This is a genomic window from Nonomuraea sp. NPDC050691 (assembly GCF_040654455.1).
GTDB lineage: Bacteria > Actinomycetota > Actinomycetes > Streptosporangiales > Streptosporangiaceae > Nonomuraea.
In genome coordinates, this window is record NZ_JBFAIA010000004.1 from 21,782 (window position 1) to 46,506 (window position 24,725).

Annotated in this window: 15 protein-coding genes; 6 read left to right on the forward strand and 9 right to left on the reverse strand. The window is 74.4% G+C overall.

Features of this window, described 5'->3' with window-relative positions; translation table 11 throughout:
• From AB0H81_RS02685 to AB0H81_RS02695, 3 genes are read left to right on the forward strand one after another with little or no spacing between them, the layout of a single operon-like run.
• The gene (locus AB0H81_RS02685; RefSeq protein ID WP_358368217.1) at positions 1–1,560 is read left to right on the forward strand and encodes an IucA/IucC family protein; all 1,560 of its coding nucleotides are present in this window, start codon (positions 1–3) and stop codon (positions 1,558–1,560) included.
• A complete protein-coding gene (locus AB0H81_RS02690; RefSeq protein WP_358368220.1) occupies positions 1,561–3,156 on the forward strand; it encodes an IucA/IucC family protein in 1,596 nt (531 codons plus the stop codon). It begins immediately after the preceding gene.
• A complete protein-coding gene (locus AB0H81_RS02695; protein WP_358368223.1) occupies positions 3,153–4,235 on the forward strand; it encodes a type III PLP-dependent enzyme in 1,083 nt (360 codons plus the stop codon). The genes AB0H81_RS02690 and AB0H81_RS02695 overlap by 4 nt, the downstream gene beginning before the upstream one ends.
• Here the strand turns inward: AB0H81_RS02695 and AB0H81_RS02700 are convergent.
• The 6 genes from AB0H81_RS02700 to AB0H81_RS02725 all read right to left on the reverse strand — a co-directional run bounded on the left by AB0H81_RS02700 (position 4,195) and on the right by AB0H81_RS02725 (position 18,573).
• A complete protein-coding gene (locus tag AB0H81_RS02700) occupies positions 4,195–7,500 on the reverse strand; it encodes an ATP-dependent DNA helicase (RefSeq protein ID WP_358368226.1) in 3,306 nt (1,101 codons plus the stop codon). The genes AB0H81_RS02695 and AB0H81_RS02700 overlap by 41 nt on opposite strands.
• Positions 7,494–10,724, reverse strand: coding sequence for an ATP-dependent DNA helicase (locus AB0H81_RS02705; protein ID WP_358368229.1), 3,231 nt, complete (start codon positions 10,722–10,724; stop codon positions 7,494–7,496). Before AB0H81_RS02705 ends, AB0H81_RS02700 begins: the two co-directional genes overlap by 7 nt.
• Before the next feature lie 196 nt (positions 10,725–10,920).
• The gene (locus tag AB0H81_RS02710; protein ID WP_358368231.1) at positions 10,921–11,070 is read right to left on the reverse strand and encodes a hypothetical protein; all 150 of its coding nucleotides are present in this window, start codon (positions 11,068–11,070) and stop codon (positions 10,921–10,923) included.
• 176 nt (positions 11,071–11,246) lie between these two features.
• Positions 11,247–16,388 (reverse strand): HAD-IC family P-type ATPase, encoded by a 5,142-nt coding sequence (locus tag AB0H81_RS02715; RefSeq protein WP_358368234.1) that lies wholly within the window; start codon positions 16,386–16,388, stop codon positions 11,247–11,249.
• 352 nt (positions 16,389–16,740) lie between these two features.
• Positions 16,741–17,382 carry a hypothetical protein gene (locus tag AB0H81_RS02720; protein ID WP_358368237.1) on the reverse strand — a complete coding sequence of 214 codons (642 nt, stop codon included), beginning with the start codon at positions 17,380–17,382 and terminating at the stop codon, positions 16,741–16,743.
• A 387-nt stretch (positions 17,383–17,769) separates the two neighbouring features.
• On the reverse strand, positions 17,770–18,573 hold the full coding sequence (locus AB0H81_RS02725) for an SAM-dependent methyltransferase (protein WP_358368240.1): 804 nt from the start codon (positions 18,571–18,573) through the stop codon (positions 17,770–17,772).
• Between the two features lie 94 nt (positions 18,574–18,667).
• On the opposite strand from AB0H81_RS02725, the gene AB0H81_RS02730 reads away from it, so the two are divergent.
• From AB0H81_RS02730 to AB0H81_RS02740, 3 genes are all read left to right on the forward strand, one after another.
• Positions 18,668–19,804, forward strand: coding sequence for a WYL domain-containing protein (locus tag AB0H81_RS02730; protein ID WP_358368242.1), 1,137 nt, complete (start codon positions 18,668–18,670; stop codon positions 19,802–19,804).
• A 73-nt stretch (positions 19,805–19,877) separates the two neighbouring features.
• Positions 19,878–20,387 carry a VOC family protein gene (locus tag AB0H81_RS02735; RefSeq protein ID WP_358368244.1) on the forward strand — a complete coding sequence of 170 codons (510 nt, stop codon included), beginning with the start codon at positions 19,878–19,880 and terminating at the stop codon, positions 20,385–20,387.
• Between the two features lie 98 nt (positions 20,388–20,485).
• Positions 20,486–20,872, forward strand: coding sequence for a carboxymuconolactone decarboxylase family protein (locus AB0H81_RS02740; protein ID WP_358368246.1), 387 nt, complete (start codon positions 20,486–20,488; stop codon positions 20,870–20,872).
• A 204-nt stretch (positions 20,873–21,076) separates the two neighbouring features.
• On the opposite strand, the gene AB0H81_RS02745 is transcribed toward AB0H81_RS02740, so the two are convergent.
• The 3 genes from AB0H81_RS02745 to AB0H81_RS02755 all read right to left on the reverse strand — a co-directional run bounded on the left by AB0H81_RS02745 (position 21,077) and on the right by AB0H81_RS02755 (position 24,715).
• Positions 21,077–23,824 (reverse strand): CDP-glycerol glycerophosphotransferase family protein, encoded by a 2,748-nt coding sequence (locus AB0H81_RS02745; RefSeq protein ID WP_358368249.1) that lies wholly within the window; start codon positions 23,822–23,824, stop codon positions 21,077–21,079.
• Positions 23,825–24,033: 209 nt separating this feature from the next.
• Positions 24,034–24,339, reverse strand: coding sequence for an MGMT family protein (locus AB0H81_RS02750; protein WP_358368251.1), 306 nt, complete (start codon positions 24,337–24,339; stop codon positions 24,034–24,036).
• Positions 24,340–24,355: 16 nt separating this feature from the next.
• Positions 24,356–24,715 (reverse strand): hypothetical protein, encoded by a 360-nt coding sequence (locus AB0H81_RS02755; protein WP_358368254.1) that lies wholly within the window; start codon positions 24,713–24,715, stop codon positions 24,356–24,358.
• Positions 24,716–24,725: the final 10 nt, after the last annotated feature.

A 24,725-nucleotide genomic window follows, 5' to 3' on the forward strand; every position in this document is an offset into this window, starting at 1 on the left:
GTGCGTGAACGGGTGACACACGACCGGACGAGTGACCCCGGCGATCCCCGTGACGGTCAGGGCCGGGAGGCGGCGCTCGCGGCCCGGGTGCTGAACGCGCTGCTGCGCGAGGACTACGGCCGCATGTCGGCGCGGGTCAGCCGCAACAGCCGTGACGGCGTCGGGCTGGTGATGGTCGGCGGCCGGGTGGTGCGGCTGGCGGCCGGCTCGCTGTTCCAGGACTTCGTGGTCGCGCCCGGCGAGCGGCTGACGCTGGCCGAGGTGCTCGGCACGCTCCGGGTGATCGCCGACCCGGCCGACGCCGAGGGGGTGGCGGTCTTCGCCGAGGAGTGCGCCCACGCTCTGGCCGCCTGGGAGCTGCACGACGAGCGGGCCGCCCAGGTGCTGGCCGGGAGGCCGTCGTACGAGACGCTGGCCGCGTTCGCGGACCACCCGGTGTACCCGACGTCCCGGGCCCGGCTCGGGCTGTCGGCCGAGGAGCTGGTCGCGTACGCGCCGGAGTTCGCGCCCGCCTTCGAGCTGCGCTGGGCGACGGTGCCCCGCTCCCTGCCGGCTCCCGGCTCGGCGGAACTGCCGCCGGACCTGGCGCCGCCGTTCCCCTCCCCCGGCCCGGACGAGACGCTGTTCCCCGTGCATCCGCTGGCCGTGGGCGAGGTGGCGCGGATCGAGGGGGTGCGGCTGCTGGACGAGCCGTGGCTGACCGTGCGCCCGACCCTGTCCATGCGCACGGTCGAGGTGAACCCCCGCACCCATCTGAAGCTGCCCATCCCCACCAGCACCCTCGGGGCGCGCAACCGGCGCTCGATCAAACCGGGCACGCTGGACGACGGGGCGCGGGCCGAGCTGCTGCTGCGGCGGCTGGCGGACCCGGGCGTGCTGCTCGCCGACGAGCAGACCCACGCGCACGCGGGCCACGAGTACCTCGCCTGGATGGTGCGGCGGCTGCCCGAGGGCCTGGTCGTGCCCGTGGCGGCGCTCAACGCGCCGGGCGTCCTGGCCGGGCTGGAGGAGCGGCTGGGCGGCGACGTGCTGCCCGCCTACCTGCGCCTGCTGCTGCGCTGGAACGTGCGGCTGTTCGTCCGCTACGGCGTCGCCCTGGAGGCGCACCAGCAGAACCTGGCGCTCGTCCTGCGCGACGGCCGGCTGGAGCTGCTCGTCAAGGACAACGACGGGCTGCTCGCCTCCCCCTCGCGCCTGGCCGCGGCCGGGATCGACCCGCCCGCCTTCACCGACGAACGCATGCTCACCGACGATCCGCACGCCCTCGCGGACGTCTTCGTCACCATCACGCTCCACCTGGCCGCCGCCGCCGTCGTCTTCGGCGCCCTGCCGCACCGGCAGGCCGCCGTCCTGCTGCGCGACACGCTCACCGAGGCCCTCGACGAGCACGGCGACGACCCCATGGCCCGGCTGCTGCGGGCCCGGACGCTGGAGGCGGCGCGGCTCACCGGCAAGTCGATGATCACCGCCGGCACGCTCGTGGCCAAGGAGCGCTCGGGCGCCCGCGACGTCAACAAGTTCTACGGCACCAGCGGGCCCAACTACCTGAGGAGAGCTTGAATGCACGGTCTGGTCCTCGGCGCGACCAGCTCCCCGGCCGAGGAGGCGACGTTGGCCGCGCTGCTGCGCTGCTGCGTGCGGGAGGTGGCCGGGCCGCGCGGCCTGGTGTGGCCGGCTCCGCCGTACCTGCTGCTGCGGGTGGGGGGCACGCTGCTGCGGGCGCGGACGCGCGGCGGCGCGGCGCTGCGCGTCGACGGGACGCCGGAGCGGCTGGAGCGGGGCGCGTGGCGGCCGTTGACCTCCGGGGAACTGGTCCGGCTGACGGAGGCCGAGCTGCAAGGGACGGCGCCGGACGGCGCGGCCAACGAGGAGTTCGCCGGGCAGGTGGCGGCCAGCCGGGAGGCGGTGGCCGCGATCCTGCGGGCGCGGGCCGAGGCCGAGCCGCCCGCCGACCCGTGGCTGGCCTCCGAGCAGGCGCTGGTGTTCGGGCACCCGTTCCATCCGAGCCCGAAGGCACGCGCCGGTGACCCGGACGAGTGGACGCGGTACGCGCCCGAGACGCACGCCCGCTTCCCCCTCAGGCTGCTCGCGGTGCGCGAGGACGTGCTCGCCGAGGAGGGCGACGTCGCGGCCCTCGACGCGCTGGGCGAGGCGCCGCCGGGGCACCGGCTGCTGCCCGCCCATCCGTGGCAGCTCGACCTGCTGCGTCCCGCGCTGGGCGGGGCGCTGGCCGATCTGGGGCCGGGCCCGCTGGTGTCTCCGACGTCGTCGGTCCGGACCGTGTACGCGGCCGGCGGCGGGGTGTGCCTGAAATTCAGCCTCGACGTGCGGATCACCAACTGCGTGCGGAAGAACGCCTGGTACGAGCTGGCCGGTGCGGTGGAGCTGACCTCGCGGCTCGGGCCGGTGTTCGACGAGGTGAGCGCGGTGTTCCCGGGCACGCGGTGGCTGCGGGAGCCGGGCTACCGCTCGGCCGCCCTGGGTACGCGCCTGCTCGAGGGGCTCGGGGTGATCGTCCGGGAGAGCCCGTGGCGGGTGTGCTCGCCCGGCGTGGTCCCGGTGCTGGCGGCGGCCCTCGCCCTGGACCCGGCGGCGGGCGGGCCGGCCCCGTACGGGGTGGACGCGGTGGAGCGGGATCCGCTCGGGTGGTGGGCGGCGTACGTGTCGGCCGTGGCGCCGCCCGTGCTCGACCTGTTCTTCACCCACGGCGTGGTCCTGGAGCCGCACCTGCAGAACGTCCTCGTCGGCCTCGGCCCCGACGGCGTGCCGCGCGAGGCGGTCTTCCGCGACCTGGAGGGCGCCAAGCTGGTCGCCGGACGCCACGACCTCGGCGGGCTGCCGCCCCGGGTGGCCGAGGCGCTGACGTACGACGCCGAGCGGGGCTGGGCCCGGGTCGTCTACTGCCTGCTGGTCAACCACCTCACCGAGGTGGCCGCGACCGTCGCGGCGCGGGGCGGCGACGAGCTGCTGCGCGAGCTGTGGCGGGCGGCCCGTGCCGTGTTCGCCGCCGAGGCCGACCGGCTGGGCCGGCCGCTGCCCCTGACGGACCTGCTGGCCGGCGCCCCGCTGCCCGCCAAGGCGAACCTCGGGGTCCGCTGGGCCCGCGCCGCCGACCGGGCCGCCGGTTACGTGCCGATCGCGAACCCCCTCGCATGATCCCCGCCCACGTCCGCGAGGCCGCCGCCCGCCTCGGCGAGACCCCCGCGTACCTGTACGACCTGCCCGGCCTGGACGCCCACGCCCGGTCCGTACGGCAGGCGCTGCCCGGCGGCGTCGAGCTGTACTACGCGGTCAAGGCCAACCCCGACCCGGAGCTGCTGCGCGTCCTCGAACCGCACGTGGACGGGTTCGAGGTGTCGTCGGCCGGCGAGCACGCCCACGTGTCGGCCCTGTTCCCGGGCAAGCCGCTGGCGCTCGGCGGGCCGGGCAAGACCGACGCGGAGCTGCGCCTGCCGCACCACCGCCTCCACGTGGAGTCGCCCGGCGAGCTGCGCCGCCTGCTCGCCGCCGGCCTGGAGGCCGACGTGCTGCTGCGGCTCAACCCCGGCCTCCCGGTCGAGGGCGCCGCGCTGACGATGAGCGGGCCGTTCGGGATGGACGAGGCGGGGGTGGAGGAGTGCCTGCCGCTGTTCACCGGCCGTGTACGGCTGCGCGGGGCGCACGCGCACCTGGCCAGCGGCCTGGAGGCGGCCGAGCTGCTGCGCCTGGCCGCCCTGCTGCTCGCGCTCGGCGACGGGTACGAGGAGATGAACCTGGGCGGCGGCATGGCCGTGGACTACGCCGCGCCCGAGGCGAGGTTCGGCTGGGAGGAGTACGGCGAGGGCCTGGCCGGGCTGCGGCGGCCGGGGCAGCGGCTGCGGATCGAGCCGGGCCGGGCGCTGACCGCGTACTGCGGCTTCTACGCGACCCGCGTCGTGGACGTCAAACGGGTGCGCGGCCGGGCGTACGCGATCCTGCTGGGCGGCACCCACCACCTGCGCACGCCCGTCACCAAGGGCCACGACCAGCCGTTCGCGGTGCTGCCGGAGGGCCGGGGGGAGGGCGTGTCGGAGGAGCCGGTGACGCTCGTCGGGCAGCTCTGCACGCCCAAGGACGTCTTCGCCCGCGACGTCGTCACCTCGGTGCGGGTCGGCGACGTGGTGGTGTTCGCGATGGCCGGCGCCTACGCCTGGAACATCTCCCACCACGACTTCCTCATGCACCCTCACCCGGAGTTCCGTCATCTGACGAGCTGACCTGGGCGGCCGGCCTCACCGGCACGGACTCGATGAGCGCCACGAGGCCGTCGGCGTCGAGCAGGTCCACGGGGCGGACGGTCCGGTTGGCGCGCACGTAGTGGAAGGCCGCGCCGACGTGGTCGAGCGGCACCCCCGCCAGGTGCGACCAGGCCAGCCGGTACGCGGCGAGCTGCACCGACGCGGCCCGGGCCCGCTTGCCCCTGGGCGGCTCGCCGGTCTTCCAGTCGACCACCTCGTAACGCCCGCCGGGCAGCTCGAACACCGCGTCCATCCGCCCGCGCACCAACCGGTCGGCGATCATGGTCTCGAACGGCACCTCCAGGTCGAGCGGCCTTCGCTCGGCCCACTCGCTGCGCTCGAACCGCTCCTGCAGCTCCGCCAGCCGCACGTCGGCCTCCTCGACCTCCTCGACCAGGTCGAGGTCGAAGTCGTCGAGCAGCCGCTGCTGGTCCCAGCGGGTCTCCAGCCACTTGTGGAACGACGTGCCGCGGCGGGCCAGCGGGGCGGGCTTGACCGGCACCGGGCGGCGGATCCGGCGGGCCAGCTCGCGGGCGTCGGTGGCGAGCGTGACCAGCGACGAGACGGTCAGCTTCGACGGCAGCTCGACGGTCGTGGCGCCGCGCCGCCGGTGCAGCTCCCGCTCGCGCAGCAGCAGGTCCGTGTCGCGTTCCCAGGCGCGCACCCGCTCCTCCTCGAACGCGCGCAGCGGCTCGTCACCGGCCTGGGCCAGTGTGCCGGCCAGCGCCTCCTCCACCAGGCGGGCGCCGTCGAGGACCGACTCGTAGCGCAGGCCCTCGGGGGTGACCGGCCACACGGCGGCGGCCGGCTCGGCGAGCAGCGGGTTCGTCGCGCCCTCCGCCAGGTCGGGCGCCCAGAAGGCGACCTTGTCGGCGGTGTCGCGGATCTCCAGCAGGAAGTCGGACGGCTCCAGCGGCCTGGTGGCGCTCCCCCACCGGTAGCCGGAGGCGATCAGGTGGTAGTGGGCCCGCGTGACGGCCACGTACGCCAGCCGCCGCTCCTCCATCAGGTCGCGCTCGCGGCAGCTCTCGTCGAAGACCGCCAGGTCCTCCTTGGCCAGGCCGCCCAGCCGGGGCAGGTCGGCGACGTCGCCGCGCAGCGGGTAGGGCAGCTTGCGGGGGTTCTCCGTCCAGCGGCTGTTGGTGACCGGGGTGGCGGGGAACATGCTGCCGGTCGCGATCGTGCCCTTGGAGCTGACGAGCTGCGACAGGCCGGGCACGACCACGATCGGCCACTCCAGCCCCTTGGAGGCGTGCACCGTCATCAGCTTGACGCTGTTGCTGTCGCCGACCCGGCCGGCCTCCAGCCCGAACTCCTCGCTCTCGGCCGCCTGGAGGTAGGCGAGGAACGCGCCCAGCGTCGGGTCCTCCGAGTCGCCCGCGAACCGTGACGCCGCGTCGAGGAACGCGTCGAGGTCGGCCCGGGCCGCGAACGCGCTGACCGTGCCACCCCGCGCCGCGACCTCGATGTCGAGGCCGAGCCGCCGCTCCACCTCGGTGATCAGGTCCGGCAGCGGCTGCCCGGTGTGGGCGCGGAGCTGGCGCAGCTCCTGCGCGAGCGCCACGAGCCGGGTGGCGGCCAGCGGCGAGAACGACTCCAGCCACTCCTCCCGGTCGGGCAGCTCGTCGAGCGCGTCCACCAGGCTGCCGCGCTCCTCGGCCAGGTCGGCCACCACCTGGTCGAGCGGGTCGCTCTCGCGGTGGCCCGCGCGGGTCTCGCGGTTCAGCTCCCGGGCGTACTGGCCGAGGACCCGCAGGTCGGCGGGGCCGATGCGCCAGCGGGGCCCGGCCAGCAGGCGGGCCAGCGCGTCGCCCGCCGTCGGGTCGTACAGGACGCGGAGCGTGGCGACGATGTCGGTGACCTCGGGGACCGTGAGCAGGCCGCCCAGGCCGACCACCTCGACCGGGATGTCACGCTCCTCCAGCGCCTTGCGCAGCGCCGGGAACTGCGAGCGCTTGCGCGCCAGGATCGCCACGTCCTGCGGCTGGATCACGGGCGTCTTCTTGCGCTCGCCCTCGCCCCACGGCATGCCGTCGGGGGCCGTGTCCTGGCCGATCATCCGGGCCAGGCCGTCGGCGATCCACCGGGCCTCGTCCTCGGCGGTCTCGTGGAAGGCGCAGGTGACGCGGCCGCGGTCCACCCGGTTCGGGCCGGGCACGAGGACGGGCACCTCGCGGGCCTCCATGCGCAGGGGGAGCTGGACGCGGGCCGCCACGTCGAGGACCCGGTCGCCGTTGCGGAAGCTGACGCTGAGCTGCCGCACCGGCGCGGGGTCGCCGGCGCCCGTGCGGAAGTCGCGGGGGAAGCGGCGCAGGTTGCCGGCCGAGGCGCCGCGCCAGCCGTAGATCGACTGGCAGGGGTCGCCTACCGCGGTGACCGGGTGGCCGCCGCCGAACAGGCTCCTGAGCAGGACGAGCTGGGCGTGGCTGGTGTCCTGGTACTCGTCGAGCAGCACCACGGCGAAGCGGGAGCGCTCGATCTCGCCGACCTCCTTGTGGTTGGCCGCGATGCGGGCGGCCAGGGCCATCTGGTCGCCGTAGTCGATGACCTCCCGCGCCCTCTTCAGCCGCTCGTACGCCGCCACGAGCGGCAGGAGCTGCTCCCTGGCCGCCTGGACGTTCACCGGCCGGTGCTGCGCCTGCGTGACGCGGCCGGGCAGCCGTTGGTGCAGCTCGCGCAGCCAGTCGCCCACCTGGCGCACGTCATCCGAGCCGCGCAGGTGCTCCGACAGCTCGCCGGCCAGCTCCAGCACGGCGGCCGTCACGGACGGCGGGCCGAGCTCGACGCGGTCCATCGGCCCGTCGTAACCGGCCACCACCCGGGAGGCGAGCTGCCAGGAGACGGCCGGCGTCACCAGCCGCATGGTCGGTTCCAGCGCCTCGCGCAGCGCGTGGTCGGTGACCAGGCGCGCCGCGTAGGCGTGGTAGGTGGACACGGTGGGTTCCTCGTCGAGCATCTCCGGCGTCACCAGGCCCGCCTCGGCCAGGCCGTTCAGCCGCTCCCGGACGCGGACGGCCAGCTCGGCGGCGGCCTTGCGGGTGAACGTCAGGCCGAGCACGTTGCCCGGCTTGACCAGGCCGTTGGCCACCAGCCAGACGACGCGGCCGGCCATGGTCTCGCTCTTGCCGGAGCCGGCGCCGGCCATCACGACCATGGGTTCGAGCGGCGCCTCGATCACGCTGGCCTGCTCGGGGGTCGGCGGCAGGATGCCGAGCTTCCCGGCCAGCTCGGCGGGGTTCAGCACACCTGGCCTCCGCTGTCGTTGACGGGACAGCTCGCCTTGGCGGCGCAGGTGCGGCAGCCGTCGTTCGCCCTGGCCTGGAAGAACGGGCCGGACATGCCGGTCGCCACGGTGTCGACCAGGTCGGCGGCCCAGCCGGGGTTGGAATCGTCGGCCAGCGCCCCCTGCCGCTGCTCCAGCGCCTCGTTGCGGCCGCCCGCCTTCCCGAGCTGGACCAGCGCGGCGCCGCCCGGCTCGGTCATGCCGTGGCGGGCGAACGCGCCGAGCAGCGCGGCGAGCTGGTAGACGCCGAGCTGCGGGTGCCGGTCCAGCTCGCCCGGCCTGGGCTTGGAGCCGCCCGTCTTCAGGTCGATGATCACGGCCCGGCCCTCGGAGTCGCGCTCCACCCGGTCGACCCGGCCCTTGATCTGCACGCCGTCGCCGACCGTGGCGACGAACGCCTCCTCCAGGGCGACCAGCTCCCTCGGGTTCTCCTTGTGCCAGCGCAGGAACTTGCCGATCATCTGCTCGGCGACCTGGCGCTGCTTGCGGTTGAACCAGACGCCGCCGAAGTCCAGCTCGTGCCAGATCTCGTCCAGCCGCCGGCCCAGGAGGTCCTCGTTCGGCAGGTCGGTGGAGGCGAGCACGGCCAGCGCGTGGATGATCGTGCCGAGCCCCTGGGCGCTGCTGGTGCCCGCCGCTCCGACGGCCGTCTCCAGCAGCCAGCGCAGCCCGCACTTGGTGAAGCTCTCGACCGCCGACGGCGAGATGCTGACGGTGTCGTCCGGCCAGCTCAGCGGCCGGTCGTCGGTCATGGTCGTCAGGGCGTACCACTCGTTGGGGTGGGCGCCCCGCACCCCGGCGGCGGCCAGGCGGGCGAGCTGCTGGGCGGCCTTGCGGCGCACCTTCGCGGGCCGGGTCGGGTCGGTGACCGCGCTGCGCAGGTCGGCGACCAGCGCCGCCATGTTCAGCCAGCGCGCCCGGTCGTCCACCGTGGCCGCCTCCACCGCGCCCGGCATGAGCTCGGCCAGGAACCTCGACGGCCGCTCATCGGTGTCCTCGCCGCCCACGGCCGTCACCACGAGCCTGCGCCGCGCCCGCGTCGCCGCCACGTAGAACAGCCTGCGCTCCTCGGCCAGCAGCTTCGAGGCCAGGGACGCCGCGTTCGGCTTCGCCCCCTCCGCCAGCTCCACCAGGTCGTCGGCGCCCAGCATCGAGCCGCGCAGCCGCAGGTCCGGCCAGACGCCCTCCTGCACGCCCGCGACGACCACCACGTCCCATTCGAGGCCCTTGGAGCGGTGGGCGGTCAGGATGCGCACGGCGTCGCCGTCGGGCGCCCGGTCGGCCAGCGTGTCGCCCGGGATCTCCTGCGCGGCCAGGTCGTCCAGGAACACCTCGGCCCCGGCCCTCGGCATCCGGTCCACGAACCGGGCCGCGTGGTCGAACAGCGCCACCACCGCGTCGAGGTCACGGTCGGCCTGCGCGCCGCGGGCGCCTCCGGCCAGGCTCAGCTCGGTCCACCGCTCGGCCAGGCCGCTCCCCTGCCAGATCGCCCACAGGATGTCCTCGGCGGTGCCCTCCTCGCGCACGGCCTCGCCGGCGGTGACCAGGAGCTTGGCGACGCGCTCGGCGGGCAGCGCGATGTGCGGCTCGACACGGGTCAGCTCGCGGGCGTCCCTGAGCGCGGCCACCAGGAGCTGACCGGACGTGCGCGGCCCGCCTGTGTCGTTCTCCGCGTCGTTCTCGGCGGTTTCCCGGGGGTGCTCGCCGAGCGCGTGCGCCTCGTTCTCGGCGATCTTCAGGGCTCTGCGCAGGCGGCGGACGCCGATCATGTCGGTGCCGCCCAGCGGGCCCGTCAGCAGCTCCTCGGCCACCGTCTCGTCCAGCGTCCCCGGGTCGAGGGCCACGCGCAGCGCCGTCAGCAGCGGCCGTACGCCGGGCTCCTCCGCGATCGGCACCTCGTCGCCCGCCACCATCGTGGGCACGCCCGCGCTGACCAGCGCCCGCCGCAGCAGCGGCACCTGGCGGATCGCCGAGCGCACGAGCACCGCCATCCGGTGCCAGGGCACGCCCTCGATGAGGTGGGCCCGGCGCAGCGTGTCGGCCACGACCGCGGCCTCCTGGCTGGTGCTGTCGGCGAGCAGCACGCGCACCTCGCCGGGGTCGGCGTCGGGCAGGGACAGCAGCTCGCGGTGCCCGTGGATCCGGGCCCGCCCCGGTTCCTGTCCCGGTACGGGCGCCGGGTCCTTCGGTGCGGGGGTCGGGTCCTTCGGTGCGGGGGTCGGGTCGGGGAGGGGGGCGGCCGGGAGGCGGGCGGCGACGCGGCGGGTCGCCTCCAGCAGGCCGGCCCCGCTGCGGCGGCAGACCCGCAGCGCCAGCACCGGCGCGTCCCTGCCGTCGAGCGTGTGGAAGCGCTGCGGGAACCCCAGGATGCCGCGCACGTCCGCTCCCCGGAACCCGTAGATCGACTGGTCCGGGTCGCCGACGGCCACCAGGTCACGCCCCTCGCCCGCGAGCTGCCAGAGCAGCAGCTCCTGCGCCGGGTCGGTGTCCTGGTACTCGTCCACGAACACCACGTCGTGCGCGGCCCGTTCCCTGCGCTGGACGTCGGGGTCGGCCAGCAGCCCGGCCGCCGCCCGGATCAGCTCGGCGTAGTCGAGCACCGGCTCGGGGTCGAGGTCGAAGCGGCTCTCGTACCGCCGGGCGAACCCGCCTGCCGCCACCCAGTCGTCACGCCCGTACCGCCGGCCGAGCTCCTCGACGCGCCCGCCGTCGAGGCCGCGCTCGAACGCGCGCGACAGGAAGTCCCGCAGCTCCTCGGCGAACCCCCGGGTCTTCAGCGCCTCCCGCAGCGAGCGCGGCCACTGCGTCGCTCCGTCCTCCAGCTCGCCGTGGAGCAGCCGCCGGATCTCCAGCAACTGCTCGGGCCCCGTCAGCAGCCGGGGCGGCGGCTCACCGGCGAGCACGGCCTCGCGGCGCAGCAGCGCGTACGCGTAGCTGTGGAAGGTCAGGGCCAGCGGCGTGCGGGTGGTGCGCCGCAGCCGGGCGGTGACGCGTTCGCGCAGCTCGCCGGCGGCCTTGCGGCTGAAGGTGAGGATCAGCACGCGCTCGGGGTCGGTGCCGCGGCGCTCGATGCGGTCCACCACCGACTCGACGATGGTGGTCGTCTTGCCCGTGCCCGGACCGGCCAGCACGAGCAGCGGCCCGCTCTCGTGGGCGACCACGGCACGCTGGTGCTCATCGAGCACAGGGGGCTCGACAGGGCTCGCGTTCCCGCGCCGCACCAACCGCCAGGTCTGACCACTCACAGCACTAGATTCCATCAGACCACAGGGGTAGATCGTGCCGTGTTGACCGGTCTCGCGGAGACGATCCGCTCACGGTAGCGACACGGGGCGGGGTCGGCGCGGCGACACGCCGCCGTTCGGGTGGGAGGGCGGTATGTCAGGCGGGCTGCGCCCCGGCGTTCTGGGAGAACGCGGCGGCGGCGGTCCTCGCGAACGTGGTGACCAGAGCGTGGATGAGGCGTGCGAGCAGCGCCTCCAGGACCATGATCGCCGCTTTCGCGAGCAGCGAGGCCAGGAATTCCGACATCAGATACCTCACGGGGGGACACAGGATTTCCTGTCACATTTCACCACAAATCTGGCAGTGGGTGGCATCTTACGTGTCCGACGGGTGAACCTGCGATGACCGGACCGGCACGCGTCCAGACACGCCGGTGGACGGCGGGCCGGGCCCTCAGACAGGCGCGTACCGGGGGCGACACGTCAGGCGGGCGGCGGGCCGCGTTCCAGGACCCGCTCCACGAACACGGCCACAGCGGCGCAGCCGAGCCCGATCCCCCACCCCGGCGGGCCTATCGGGCGGCAGCCGAACAGCCGGCTCAGCCCCGGCACCGAGACGATCACCGTGAGCACGGCCAGCGACGCGAGTGAGGCCAGCAACACCAGTCGGTCCCGCCCGCCCACGACGAGCGTCTGCAGGAGCTGCGCCCCCACCAGCCCGACGAGCCCGATCGTGTCGGCCCGCTCGCGCGTGCCGGTCATCCGGCCGAGCAGCCACGCCGCCGTGGCCGCCGCGGCGGTGGTGACGGCGCGCAGGTAGATGTCCCGGGTGAGGGCTGCGCCCAGCGACGCCTCCGGCCCCTCGGTGAGGAGCCGGTCCGGGTCGGTGGCGCCCGGCGGACGCACCGCCACGGCCATGGCGGGGAGCATGTCGGTGAGGAGGTTCACGAGGAGGAGCTGGCGGGTGTTGAGCGCGCTGCGGCCGGTCAGCAGGCTGGAGCCGAGGGTGAAGACGATCTCGCCGAGGTTCCCGCCGAGCAGCATGCCGATCGAGTCGCGGACCGACCCCCACATCGCCCGGCCCTCCACGATCGCGTCGATGATCGTCTCGATGCGCTCGTCCACCACCACGATGTCGGCGGCGGCGCGGGCCGCCGGGGTGGCGCGGGAGCCCAGGGCCACGCCCACGTCCGCGAGCCGGATCGCGGGCACGTCGTTCGCGCCGTCGCCGGTGACGGCGACCACCCTGCCCATGCGGCGCAGCCCGGCGACGATGCGCGCCTTGTGTTCCGGCGTGACCCGGGCGAACACCGCGACCTCGCTCAGCACCTCGTCGAGCGCGCCGTCGTCCACCTCGTCGAGCTGGGGACCGGTCATGACGCGGCCGCCGTTGACGGCGTTGATCTCGGCGGCGATGGCCTCGGCCGTGCTCGGATGATCGCCAGTGATCATGACGACGCGGACCCCGGCGCGGATCAGGCCCTCCACACTCCGCTTGGCGGTGGGCCGCACCGGATCGGCCAGCCCGAGGAACCCGAGGAAACTCAGCCGTTCGATCCTGGACTCGTCGAGATCGGCGCGGCTGGAGGCCGGCCGCTCGGCGACCGCGAGCACCCGGTACCCCTGCAGCGCCAGCCGCTCGACCTCCTCCTCCAGCTCCCGCCTGGCCGCCGCGTCCAGGGCCACCGTCTCCGCGCCGCGCCGCAGGCCCGTGCAGCGGTCGAGCAGCGCCTCCGGCGCGCCCTTGACGCTCAGCACCTGCCGCGCCGCCTGGCCTTCTTCCTCGCCGTACGTGCCCAGGACGGCGTGATAGCCGCGGGCCGGCTCGAACGGCAGCTCGTCCACCCGCCACCACCCCACGAGCCCGTCCGCCGGGGAGACGCCCAGCCGCTCCGCGCCCTCCACCACGGCGCGGTCCGTGGGATGCGGGATGGCGTGCCCGTCCTCGCACCGGGGGCAGGCCCGCAGCGCCGCGGCGACGACGGCCCGCAGCTCCGGCGTCAGATCCTCCACGGTCCGCTCGATCCGCCCGTCCGACACCCGGCCCAGGCTGATGCGGCCCTCCGTGAGAGTGCCGGTCTTGTCGAAGCACAGGACGTCCACGCGGCCCAGCGCCTCGATCGTGGACGGGTCGCGTACGAGGGTGTCGCGGGCGGACAGCCGCTTGGCCGACGCGAGCTCCGCGACCGTCGCCACGAACGGCAGCCCCTCAGGCACGGCGGCCACCGCCAGGCTCACGGCGGGAGCGACGGCGGCGGCCGTCGGCGCACCCCGCAACAGCTCGGTCGCCATGAGCGCCACCCCCGAGCCGATGGCCACGGGGAGGATGCGGCGGCTCAGGGCACGAAGCCGCAGCTCCACGCCGGTCGGCGGCGAGGCGGTCGCGGCCAGCCTCGCGGTCCGGCCCGCCACGGTCGCCTCCCCGACGGCCACCACCACGGCCAGACCGTGTCCCGCCGCGACGGTCGTGCCCTGGTACACCATCGACGTGCGGTCCGCGACGGCCGGCGCGGCTGTGGGGGCCGCGCTCTTGGCGACGAGCCGCGACTCACCGGTCAGCGTGGACTCGTCCACCTCCAGGCCCGACGCGTCGATCACGCGCGCGTCGGCGGGCACGGCGTCACCGGCCCGCAACTCGATCACGTCCCCGGGGACGAGATCGTCCGCGACCCCGGCCACGACTCCCACCTCTCCACGCTCCTCCACCGCGGGACCCTGTGCAGGAGTGGGCGCGTCAGGGGTGGGCGCGAGAGGGTGTTCTGGGCCGAGCGCGAGGGGACTCTCAGGGCTGGGCGGCGGGCCCGCTTCAGCGGGGGCCTCAGGGGCGGGCGCGGGGCCGGGCGGGCGGCGGGTGTCGGGGGTGGGCGGGCGACGGGTGTCATCGAGGGCGGGCGGGCGGCGTAGGCGTACGCGGGTGGCGGTGATGCTGGTGAGGCGGTGCAGGGTTCGGTCGGCGTGCCAGCGCTGCGTGCCGCCGAGGAGGGCGCCGACGGCCATCACGCCGACGATCAGCCCGGCGTCGAGCACCGAGCCGACCGCGGCCGAGACGCCCGCTCCTGCGGCGAGCACGGGTGTGAGCGGGTTGGCGATCTCCTCCAAGCAGGCATGCGCCAGCGACCGCGGCCCGCTCGCAGCCACGGTCCGCCCGCGGCCATCACCGCCGTTCGCCACGGCCCGCTCCCCGCCACCGCCCACGGCCCGCCGACCGCCGACGCCACCGGCGGCCATGGTGCGCCCGCTGTCACCGCGACCTTTCGGCGCACCGCCGTGCGTCGCGTGCCCTCTGCGGCGTGCCGCCTCGTCCTCCGGGAGCCCCTCGGGGGACGTGCCGAGCCGGGACAGCACGTCCTGAACCGTCATCGCATGCCAGGGCGTGTGGTCCGCGGGCGGTGGGGGCGCCTCCCTGCCCGCGCGGCGTCCCGTCCACTCGCCCGTCACGAGCGCGGCCACCGACGCCGCGTCGCTCACGAGGTGCACCCTGGCCAGCGCCGTACGCGCCGGCCCCAGGAACGCCAGCACCGCCCCCGTCGCCGCCGCGGCCCCCGCCACCCGCACGCTGCGCCTGGCGGCCTTCCTCGCGTACGGCAGGCAGCGCAGCAGCAGGTACGCCCCCTCGAACCCGCCGATCACGTCGGCGTCCCACGGGACCGGGCGGGACCTGCCCAGCACGCCGATCCCCAGGTCAGCCCGGGCCAGCGCGCGCCGTCCCCGTTGCGACACCACCGCCACGCCGTGCCCCTCGGCCTGCATCGCCCGCACCTCGGACGCCAGCCGCGACCCGCCGCGTACGACCCGCTTCACCCCGAGCCGCCCGGCCAGCCGCGGGTCTCCCCCGGCCAGCACCACCTCGCACGCGTTCCCGGGGGCGGCCACGAGGGCCTCGGCGAGCGGGTGCGGCTCCGGCTCCAGACCGACGACGGCGACCACGACGCCCTGCCTGGCGATCGCGACCAGCCGCACCCCCTCTTCCCGCCACCGCCTCACCTCGGCGGGCTCCTCGCTCCCGCCCGTCCCAGGCCCGGCGAACTCGCCGCTGCTCCCACCTTGCCCGCGCCCGACTGAACCGACAGACCCGACAGGCCCGGCGGGCCCGGCAGACTCACAAGGGCCCGCCGTCTCGTCACGGCCAGGCGACTCCTCACGCCCAATCGAGTCCGCACGCCCAGTCGACTCCTCACGGCCGGTCGAGTCCGCACGGGCGGACCGCTCGTAAGGGGCGGCGCTCCAGCCATCGCGCTCACGGCGGGCCTTCGGAGCGGAGCGGTCCGTGAGATCGATGAGCGTGTACAGGCGAGTGTGCAGCTCGTCCAGGTCGACCCCGGCGCCGAGGGGTGCGACGCCGTGCACGGCCCACGCGCCCGTGGTGAGGAGACCGGCGTCCAGGATCACCGTGTCCACGCGGTCCATGCGGTGCAGCGCGTCGCGGTCGAGCACGATGGTGTCCTGACGCCCCAGGGCCCGTATCAGCGCGCTGGTGAACGCGTCCCTGCCCACGCGCGCCGCCTTCGGCACCCCGGCGACCAGCACGGTCAGCCCTCGCTGGTGGTCGCGGCTGAGGAACGTGGTCACCCCCTGTCCGGCCAGGGCCAGCGCGCCGGCCACGTCCGCGTACTTCTCGATGGGCCCGCGCGGCAACGGCGCCACGCGACGCGGCACGGCCGTACGGATGTGGCGGTATGCGCCGTCCCCCGCGGCGAACTCCTCCTCGCGCCGCTCCCATGCGGCGCGCCCGGCGCGGGAGTCCACGTACCGGCCCGCGGCGGCGACGGAGTCGACGAGCAGCGACACGGGCCGCAGCGCGAGCGCGTGCGTGAGGATCCGCCCGGATGCCAGCACCGCGTCCACCACCGGCTTGCCGACACGGTCCTCCAGCTCCCGGCGGACCCGCGGGGTGTGCTCCACCAGGGAGAGCAGGGCCGGCGCGAGCGGGGGCAGCCTTGGCAGGCGGGCGGCCTGTCCGGCCAGCGCCGCGCCCGCGCCGAGGAGGTGCAGGCCGAGGCTCACGGCGGCGCGCGCCTGCTGCTCCACGCCGTCGAGCGCACGAGGAGCGCCGGTGCGCCCGTCCTCCTCCCCGTCCCCGTAGCCGGCTCCGTTCTCGTCCTCGCGTCCGTCGCCCTGCTCGCGTTCGTCCTCGTCGTCGCCGACGGCGGCCTCGATCGAGCGGATGTCGTCCAGAACCTCCAGGACCTCCTGGACACGGGCGTTGCCGGGCCGCCGCCCCTCCCGGCCGCCTGCCGCCTCCTTCTCCTCCTCGAAGCCGGCCCCTGCCACGGAACCCGCCGTTCCCTCCGCAGAGCCGGCGTCGTCCTCGCCCGGCTCCTGGACGTCCAGCTCCTCGATGATCGCCACGAGCTTGTCCACGTCCGTCGTGGCGGGGTCGCAGGCGACGTACACGGACCAGAGCGCGCCGTTGACCTCGGCGCGTTCGACGCCGGCGGCGAGCAGGCGGTCCTCCAGGAGGCGCGCCAGCCGGCCGGTTCCCGGCCCGCCCACCACGCGCAGCTCGACACGCACGCCGCCCGGGCACGCGCGGACCACCCGAGGGCGTGGGAGGAGACCGCGCACCGGCTCGGGAAGCATGCCGAGCAGGACGCCGGCAGCGGCGTGTACGCCGGGCAACCGCATGTGGTCTCCCTCTCCCATCGAACGGGTGTGTCCTGCGGGGGAGGTGGACAGGCGGGCTTGTCGGGCTTCGGATCAGTCGGTGCGCGGCCGGGCCCTCCGGGTCGCATCGGTGTGTCGGGCCCGGCCGGCGCCTCCGGCTCGCATCGGTGTCTCGGGTCCGGATGGCGCCTCCGGCTGGCAGGAGGATCGTGTCTCCGGCTTGGACGATGTCTCCCACTCGGACGGACCGGCCGACGAGGTCGCCGGGAGTGGCCGAGGAGATCCGCCGACGGGCCGAGGATCGCGGGCGGCCGCTCGCGCGACGCGAGCGGCCGTGGGTCTCATGCGCGCGGCTACGTGCTCATCCGGGTGGCTACGTGCCGGCGGACGCGGGTTTCGACCGCGCCCGCGGGGAGGACGCCCTGGTGGAGGCGGCCCGTGTGGAGGACGCCCCACCGGACGACGCCTTGATCGAGGACGCCCGCGTCGACGACGCCCGTGTGGTGGACGCGCTCTGGGACGCTCCCCTCCGGGACGATCCGCTCTTGGGCGCCTCCTCGGCCTTCATCGCCGCGCTCCTGCGGGCGCCGGACGCCCCGCCGCCCGCGCCACCGCCGCGGGCCGCCGTGGCCGTGCGCGCCGTCACGGTCGCCCTCTGCCCGCCGTTCCCCATGGAGGTCCGCCCCGAACGGGCCCGTTGCGCGATGATCGCTCCGGCGCCGATGGCCGCGGCGACGGGCCACTCGATGACGCCCATGACCGCGAGCGCCCCCAGGGCCCCGTAGTAGGCGACGCGCTCGGGCGGCGGCAGCATCGCCCGCGCGACGTCGGCGGCGTGCCCCACCTCCTGGCGGCTGATCTTCGGGAGGGGAACGTGCGGCAGGGGAATCCGCGGCATGCGCACCTGTGGAGGGCGGACCTCGATGGTCATCATCGGCAGGTCCAGCGTGAACCGCCTGGCGGAGCCGGCCTCCGTCCCGGCGGTGGCGGTCGAGCGGGTCTGGGCCACGGTCATGACTTCCCCTCTGTACTGAGGAATCCTCTCCGTGTCCTTATCCCAGCCCCGAGTGGTTCATGCCCGATACGGCCGTTTTGACGCTTTCCCTACCACCCCATGCATCTCACCGTGCCGGTCACAGAAGGTCATGGGCCGACTACTCTGGCGCTCCGGCTGCAGTCATCCCTGGAGGCCCTCATGACCCCACACCAGGCGATCACTGGCTTCTCGGGCTCCGACCTCAGCCCGAACCCGTCACATCAGAGGACTACGATCTCCTTCCTCCGGAGACCAAAGCGCTGACCGTCGGCACCGACATCGGGCGCTACCGGCTCGACCCCACCACGAGGCTGTACAAGCACGGCGCTGGAGTTCGACGCCCTCGGCCAGCGCCCAGGGGCCGGGTCAGCGCTTGCGGGCGATGCCGCCGTACATGAGGCGCTGGCCGACCGTCAGCTCCGACGGCACAGGACCGTCCGGGCGCCACAGCGGCAGCGGGACGACCCCCGGCTCCAGCAGTTCGAACCCGTCGAAGAAGCCGGTGATCTCCGCCTCGGTGCGGAAACGGCCGGTGCCGAGCAGGGCGAGGAACTTCTTCTCCGCCTCCCGGGAGTCGTCGCTGGAGGCGCAGAAGTGGGTGATGAACAGGTAGCTGCCGGACGGGATCGCGTCCATGTACGCCTCGACGATGCCCCGGGGGTCCTCGTCGTCGTGCAGGTGGTGCAGGATGCCGACCAGCATCAGCCCGACCGGCCGGTCGAAGTCGATGAGCCGCGTGACGTCCTTGTCGGCGAGGATGGCCTTGGGGTCGCGCAGGTCGGAGGTGACGACCGCGGTCCGGTCGTTCTCCGCGAGCAGCGCCCTGCCGTGGGCCAGCACCATGGGATCGTTGTCGACGTAGACGACGCGCGACTCGGGGTTCGCGCGCTGGGCGACGTGGTGGGTGTTCTCGACGGTCGGCAGCCCCGACCCGAGGTCGATGAACTGCGTGACGCCCTGCTCCACGAGGTACCGCACGCCTCGGCCCAAGATCTGCCGGTTGTACGTGGCCACGTCGTAGATCTCGGGGACCACCTTCACGATCTCCGCGACGAACGCGCGGTCGACCTCGAAGTTGTCCTTGCCGTTGAGCACCACGTCATAGGCGCGGGCGATGCTGGGGCGCGTCGTGTCGATGGCGCTGGTCCACTGGTTCGGCGTCTCGGCCACGGCGTTCCCTTCGTGCCTTCCTGGCGGTCCGACAGGCAAGATCCTAGTGCCGCGAATGTGAGAGTCGTACGCGTTTCGCGGCATCCTGAGGGACATGTCCACCACCTCCGCCCGCCTGCTCACGCTCCTGTCCTTGCTGCAGAGCTCGCGCGAGCGGCCCGGCAGTGAGCTGGCGGAGCGGCTCGGCGTCACCACCCGGACGATCCGCCGTGACGTCGAACGGCTGCGCGACCTGGGGTACCCGGTGGAGGCCGGCATGGGCGGCGCGGGCGGCTACCGGCTGGTGGCGGGCACGGCCATGCCGCCGCTGCTGCTCGACGACGAGGAGGCCGTGGCCATCGCCGTCGGCCTGCGCACCGTGACGCGGCACGCCGTGGACGGCATCGACGAGGCGTCGGTACGTGCCATGGCCAAGCTACGGCAGGTGCTGCCGTCCAGGCTGCGGGCCCGGGTGAGCGCCCTGAGCACCGCCACGGCCGCGCCGTCTCCCGCGGCGGGGCCGAGCATCGACCCCGAGGTCCTGACGGCGCTCGCCGCGGCCGTCGCGTCCGGCGAGCGGCTCCGTTTCGGGTACGTCCCGGGCACGCCGGGCGCCAGGACCGCGACCGATTCCGGGCCTGAGACCGGGACCGGGGCGGGGCGGCACGTGGAGCCGTACGGCCTGGTGACCTCGGGCCGCCGCTGGTACCTCGCGGCGTACGACTGCGACAGGAAGGACTGGCGTGTCTTCCGCGTGGACCGCGTCCGGCGGCCTCGGGCGACGGGGGCGAGGTTCGCGCCGAGGCCGCTGCCGGCCGAGGACGTCGCCTCCTTCGTCACCGCCCGGCTCCACAGCCTGGCCCCCACCTACCGCGCGGTCGTCACCGTGCACGCGCCGGCGGACCAGGTGCGCGTCCGCCTCGGTGACGGCGCGGATGACCTGGTGCCCGTCGACGAGCGCACCTGCCGGCTGGACGGCCGCAGCGACACCCTGGAGTGGCTGGCCTTCCGGCTGCTCACGCTCGGCTGCGAGTTCGAGGTGCACGAGCCGCCGGAGCTGCTGGAGCACCTGCGCGACGTGGGCGCCCGCGCCCTCCGCGCCACCGGTGACGGTACGACCGGCCGCGCCACCGGCGACCGTACGACCGGCCGCGCCACCGCCGACCGTACGAACGCCCGTGCCGTCGGCGACCGCAGGAACGCCCGAACGGCCGATGGCCGTACGAACGCCCGCAGATTCCCGACCGTGTAGGACAGAAAGCGTCCTACACCCGCCCTAATGTCGTCGACGACCGGACGTTCCGGAAGACACAGGAGGCAGGAACATGGCCGTCAAGCCCATCCCCACCGGCTACACCACCGTCACGCCGTGGATCATCTCCCGCGACACCGCCGGGGTCATCGACTACCTGCGGGAGGCGTTCGGGGCCGAGGAGCTGGGCCGGGTCGTCGTCGACGACCACGGCCGCATCGGGCACGCGGAGGTCCGCATCGGGGACGCGATCGTGATGCTGTTCGACGCGGAGCCGAGCTGGCCCGCGACGCCCGCTTTCCTACGGCTGTACGTGGAGGACGCCCGCGCCGTCCACCGCCAGGCCGTCGCCGCCGGGGGCACGTCGATCTCGGAGGTCACGCACCTGGCCTTCGGCGACCTGGTGGGACGGGTACGCGACCCGTTCGGCAACGTGTGGTGGATCCAGACGCGCATCGAGGACGTGACGCCGGAGGAACTGGAGCGGCGCTGGAGCGACCCGGTGTTCACGGCGGCCATGGAGTACATGCAGCGGCCGGAGACCGAGATCTTCCCGCCCGCCGGCGAGCGAGCCGGGGCCTGACCGGCCGGCGCCTCCGTCGAAGCTCGATAAGCGCTCCTGATGCGGCGGTCAGGAATCTTTGTTGGCCTTCGAGCGGCTCACTCCCTCAGAGTGGCCGCATGTCTGAGTCCACGCATCTTCACCATGACCACGCGGCCACCCCTTCGCCAGCGGCCTTCCGCCTCGCCCGCGCGGAGGGGAACGAGCGGCTGCGCGGCAGTGGTGAGCTGTTCGAGTCGTTCTTCGCCCTGGACGCCGCCGCCTACCAGGCGGGCGCCCTGCCCGTCACCACCAAGGAGCTGCTCGGCCTCGTCGTGTCCGTGATGAAGGACTGCGAGGAGTGCGTCTACTACCACCTGGAACGGTGTGACGAGGAGGGGGTCGGCCGTGACGAGGTGCTCGAGACCCTGCAGATCGCCCTGGTGGCCGGCGGGTCCGTGACCGTCCCGCTCCTTCGCCGGGCCATGAGCTTCATGTCCCAGCTACCCCGCCTGGGAGCGAGCTGATCCGTCACCACTTCTTCACCGGCTTCGCCCGCCACGCTTCCGGGGTTCCCTCTCTGTGTGATGCCTCCAGGGGCCGGGACTTGGCCCGGCTGGAAGAGCGGCTGAGTTCAAGGCGCGAAGCGCCGCACGCGAAGGTCTTCGGCCTGCGGGCCCACGCGAAAGGGCCCCGGCGTTCGAGTACGCCGGGGCCCTTCGACCGCTCGCCTACGAGAAGAGGTGGTCGACCACGCGGGCCGTGGCCTTGCCGTCGTCCTTCGGGGCGTAGGTGGCCCGGAAGGCGTCGTAGCGGTCGCGGTGGGCGGCAGCCACCTGGTCGATCGAGCGGAGCGCCTCGACGACCTCGGCCGAGGTGGACAGCACCGGGCCGGGGGCGATCTCGGGCAGGTCCACGTACAGGCCCCGCTTGGAGGAGTACTTCGCCAGGTCGTACGCGTAGAAGACCATCGGGCGGCCCGTGGCCGCGAAGTCGAACATGACCGATGAGTAGTCCGTGACCAGCACGTCAGCCACCAGCAACAAATCCGCCATATCGGGATAAGTCGTGACGTCGTGGGCGATGTCGGGGACGGCGGGCATGGCCTGCATCGGGTGGGCCCGGACCAGCAGCTCGTGGTCGGCGCCCAGCTCCTCCCGCGCCTTGGCCAGGTCGAGCTTGACCATGGCGTTCTTGCGGTCGTAGTCGCGGTACGTCGGCGCGTACAGCACCACCCGCTTGCCCTCGGCCAGCCCGAGCCGCGCCCGCACCTCGGCGGCCAGCCGCTCGCGGTCGGGTGAGGTGAGCACGTCGTTGCGCGGCAGCCCGCTCTCCAGGATCTCGCCCTGGTAGCCGAACGCCTTGCGCAGCAGCGTCGTGGCCGCCGGCGACTGCGACAGCAGCACGTCCCAGCCGCGCACCTCGGCCGCCTGCCGGTGCCAGATCGGCGGGCGCGGGTCGCGGTTCATGTGCGGCTGGTCGTTGCCGATGTGCTTGGCCGGGGTGCCGTTCCAGGTCTGCAGCACCACCTGGTCCTCGCGGGCGCGGAACCAGACGGGCAGGAAGGAGTTGGTCACGATGTAGCGGGACCGGGCCAGCGCGGCGTGGTGCTCGCGGCTGCCCGCGCGTACGGCCGTGGCGCCGGCCGGCGGCGTGAACGCGCCGTCCTTGACGATCCAGATGTGCTCGCGGTCGTCGCCGCGCCGCAGCCGCTCCTCGTACACGGCCCGGACGCTGTCGGCGTAGAGGCGGCCGTCGTTGACCACGTACACGGTCGCGTCGTTGAGCGGCTCGGTGCGCTGGGCCGGATAGAAGACCCGCCGCAGCACGTGGGTGCCGGCCACGCCCTTCTCGTCGGCGGGCCGCACCTCCTCGACGGTGATCACCGGCACGTCGAAGCGGGTGGAGATCATCCGGAACGCGTGCCCGCCCAGCTCGCGCGGCTCCTCGTCCAGCCCCGGCAGGGCGGCGTGGTCCATGCGCAGCGGGACGATCTCCCCCGACGGGTGGCGGGTCGACATGTTCCAGGTGCCGGACGACAGCGGCACGCTCTCGCCGAAGCGGTCCAGGGCCGAAGGCGTGATCCGTGCGGTGAACTCCTCGCCGTCGCGCTCCATCGGGATGCCGTAGCAGAGGCCGGAACGGTGGCGCAGCGTGAGGACGCGGTGGCCGGGGGCGTCGGGGTAGCGCCCGCGCAGGACCAGCGCGGAGCCCTCCCACACCGCCGAGGAGATCACCGGACGGATGCGGTGGGCCGAGACGATGACGCGGTCGCGCCGGTCGCCGAGCACGGTGATCTCGCGGTCGCCGACGGTGGCCCGGGTCGCGACCGAGTCGCCCAGCATGACCGAGGCCGCCGGGTCGCCCTTCGGCTCGACCCAGAGCCGCCGCCCGTCCTTCTCCTGCAGGAGCGCGGAGACGGCCTGGACGACCACGACCTCGGTGCCGCCCTGCTTGGGCGTGAAGTCGGCCGCCATGCGGTGACCGCCCAGCCGGGCGTGCCCCTTGGTCACGGTACGGCCGGGCAGGAAGATCCTCAGCTCCAGGCGGTCGCCCTCGACGGTGACGCCGGTCAGCTCGGCCCGGTTGGGCTGGAGCACCACCTGGAGGGCCCGGTCGGACGTCCAGACGGGCCGGACCCACCAGCCGGGACGCAGCTTGAGCCCGGCGGGACGCTCAGGACGGCCCACCGAGGAGCCGCGCAGCAGGCCGGTGGCCCGGGCGCCGCGGCTCCAGAACACGATCTCGGCCCGCCATGTCGTGGCGTCGGCCACGGCCGGCCGGTGGCGCATCCGGCGGCGGACGGCGTGGACGGTGCCGCGGACCGCGCCGCGCCAGCGCAGCGCCCAGGGGCTCAGCTCGGCCGAGAAGCCGGACCAGTCGTAGTTGCAGCCCGGCTCGCGGGCGCCGTGGGTGGCCTCCGGCTCGAACGTCCGCTTGGTGCGCAGACGCACCGGCGGCAGCCAGCGGGGGCCGCGCAGCACGACGGTCGCCCAGTTGGCGCGGCGGCTGCGCACCGACAGCCCCGCGAGGTAGGCGAAGCCGGTGATCCGCAGCTTGCCGTCCACCCACTGGATGTCGTCGATGTGCGTGACGGGCACCAGGTCGGAGCGCCGCAGCCGGTACAGGTCGGCCGGCAGCTCGTCCTGGAAGGGCAGGTCGGCGTACCAGCTCAGGCCCTTGCGGATGCGCTTCGACGGCTCGGCCGCGGCGGCGACCGCCTTCGTCAGCGTCTCGCCGTCGATGAGCTCCGCGTCGGGACGGTGCTCGATGAGGTGGCAGATGAGCCGGCGGGCGACGGGCAGGTCGCGCTTGACCCGTTCGTCGACGTTGGCGAGGTAGGGGCGCAGCAGGGCGACGAGCTCGCGCCGGCGCGCGGGGCCGCGTTTGACCGCGACGTCCATCCGCGCGCCCAGCGGGCCGCTGAGCACTTCCGCGTCGAATGCCGCATCCTGTCCTCCAGGACCGACCGCCCGCATGATCGCGTCCAGGGGTTCGCCGCGATCACAGAGATCTTGGACGACCTTCAGACGGTCAGCGGCCGGATCGCCGCCCGGGCTCTGGGCTGGGACGCCGGTGGCCATCGGGGGGCACCGCCTTTCGGACCGCCATCACCTGTTTTGCCCATGCTAAGGGGAGTCTCATACCGCGCATGCACCGTCGCGGCGAATTCCCCAGCTCAAACGTTTTACTGAGAATCCACTGAACGTCCGTCCCAGCGGGCGGCGCGCATGTCGGCCCTCTCGCCGCGCGTGGGGGTGCCCTCGGCGCGCCAGTTCGCCAGGCACTCCTGGAGGTGGCCGGGCGAGGCGGCGGTGCCGTCGGCGTGGACGACGCGCCACCACGGCACGCCGCCGCCCCACGTGGACATCACGGCGCCGACCTGGCGCGGGCCGCCCTCGCCGAGGTACTCGGCGACGTCGCCGTACGACATGACACGGCCCGGCGGGATGCGCTCCACCACCTGCAGGACGCGCTCGGCGTACGGGTTCACTGCCGGCCCTCCAGGGTCAGGGGCCCCACGCGGCGGGGCCGGCGTCGATGATCTCGTCGAACTTGCCCAGGTCGGTCGTCGTGCCGCCGGCCGTCACCTGGACCACGCCGCCGCGCACCGTGTAGCTCTCACCGTCCTCGCCGACCAGCCGGGCGCCGAGCAGGGCGGCCAGCCGGACGAGCTGTGCCACCTGCCAGTCGGAGCCGGGCTCGCCGACCACCTGGCCGGTCCAGCGTGCCACGGTGTGCATGCCGCCGCCGTACCTGGCGACGATCTCCTGCGACCCGCTCAGCTCGAATCCGGCCGGCGCGATCGCCTTCGCGAGGTCGGCGTAGGCGATCGGCGCCTCCCGGACCACGCGCAGCTCGTATCCCATGACGCGGGAC

Bases quoted from the DNA above. Each gene is read 5' to 3' on its own strand.
- AB0H81_RS02690 (WP_358368220.1), top strand. From the start codon at position 1,561: ATGCACGGTCTGGTCCTCGGCGCGACCAGCTCCCCGGCCGAGGAGGCG.
- AB0H81_RS02695 (WP_358368223.1), top strand. From the start codon at position 3,153: ATGATCCCCGCCCACGTCCGCGAGGCCGCCGCCCGCCTCGGCGAGACC.
- AB0H81_RS02710 (WP_358368231.1), bottom strand. From the start codon at position 11,070: ATGTCGGAATTCCTGGCCTCGCTGCTCGCGAAAGCGGCGATCATGGTC.
- AB0H81_RS02715 (WP_358368234.1), bottom strand. From the start codon at position 16,388: ATGCGGTTGCCCGGCGTACACGCCGCTGCCGGCGTCCTGCTCGGCATG.
- AB0H81_RS02720 (WP_358368237.1), bottom strand. From the start codon at position 17,382: ATGACCGTGGCCCAGACCCGCTCGACCGCCACCGCCGGGACGGAGGCC.
- AB0H81_RS02730 (WP_358368242.1), top strand. From the start codon at position 18,668: ATGTCCACCACCTCCGCCCGCCTGCTCACGCTCCTGTCCTTGCTGCAG.
- AB0H81_RS02735 (WP_358368244.1), top strand. From the start codon at position 19,878: ATGGCCGTCAAGCCCATCCCCACCGGCTACACCACCGTCACGCCGTGG.
- AB0H81_RS02740 (WP_358368246.1), top strand. From the start codon at position 20,486: ATGTCTGAGTCCACGCATCTTCACCATGACCACGCGGCCACCCCTTCG.
- AB0H81_RS02745 (WP_358368249.1), bottom strand. From the start codon at position 23,824: ATGCGGGCGGTCGGTCCTGGAGGACAGGATGCGGCATTCGACGCGGAA.
- AB0H81_RS02755 (WP_358368254.1), bottom strand. From the start codon at position 24,715: ATGGGATACGAGCTGCGCGTGGTCCGGGAGGCGCCGATCGCCTACGCC.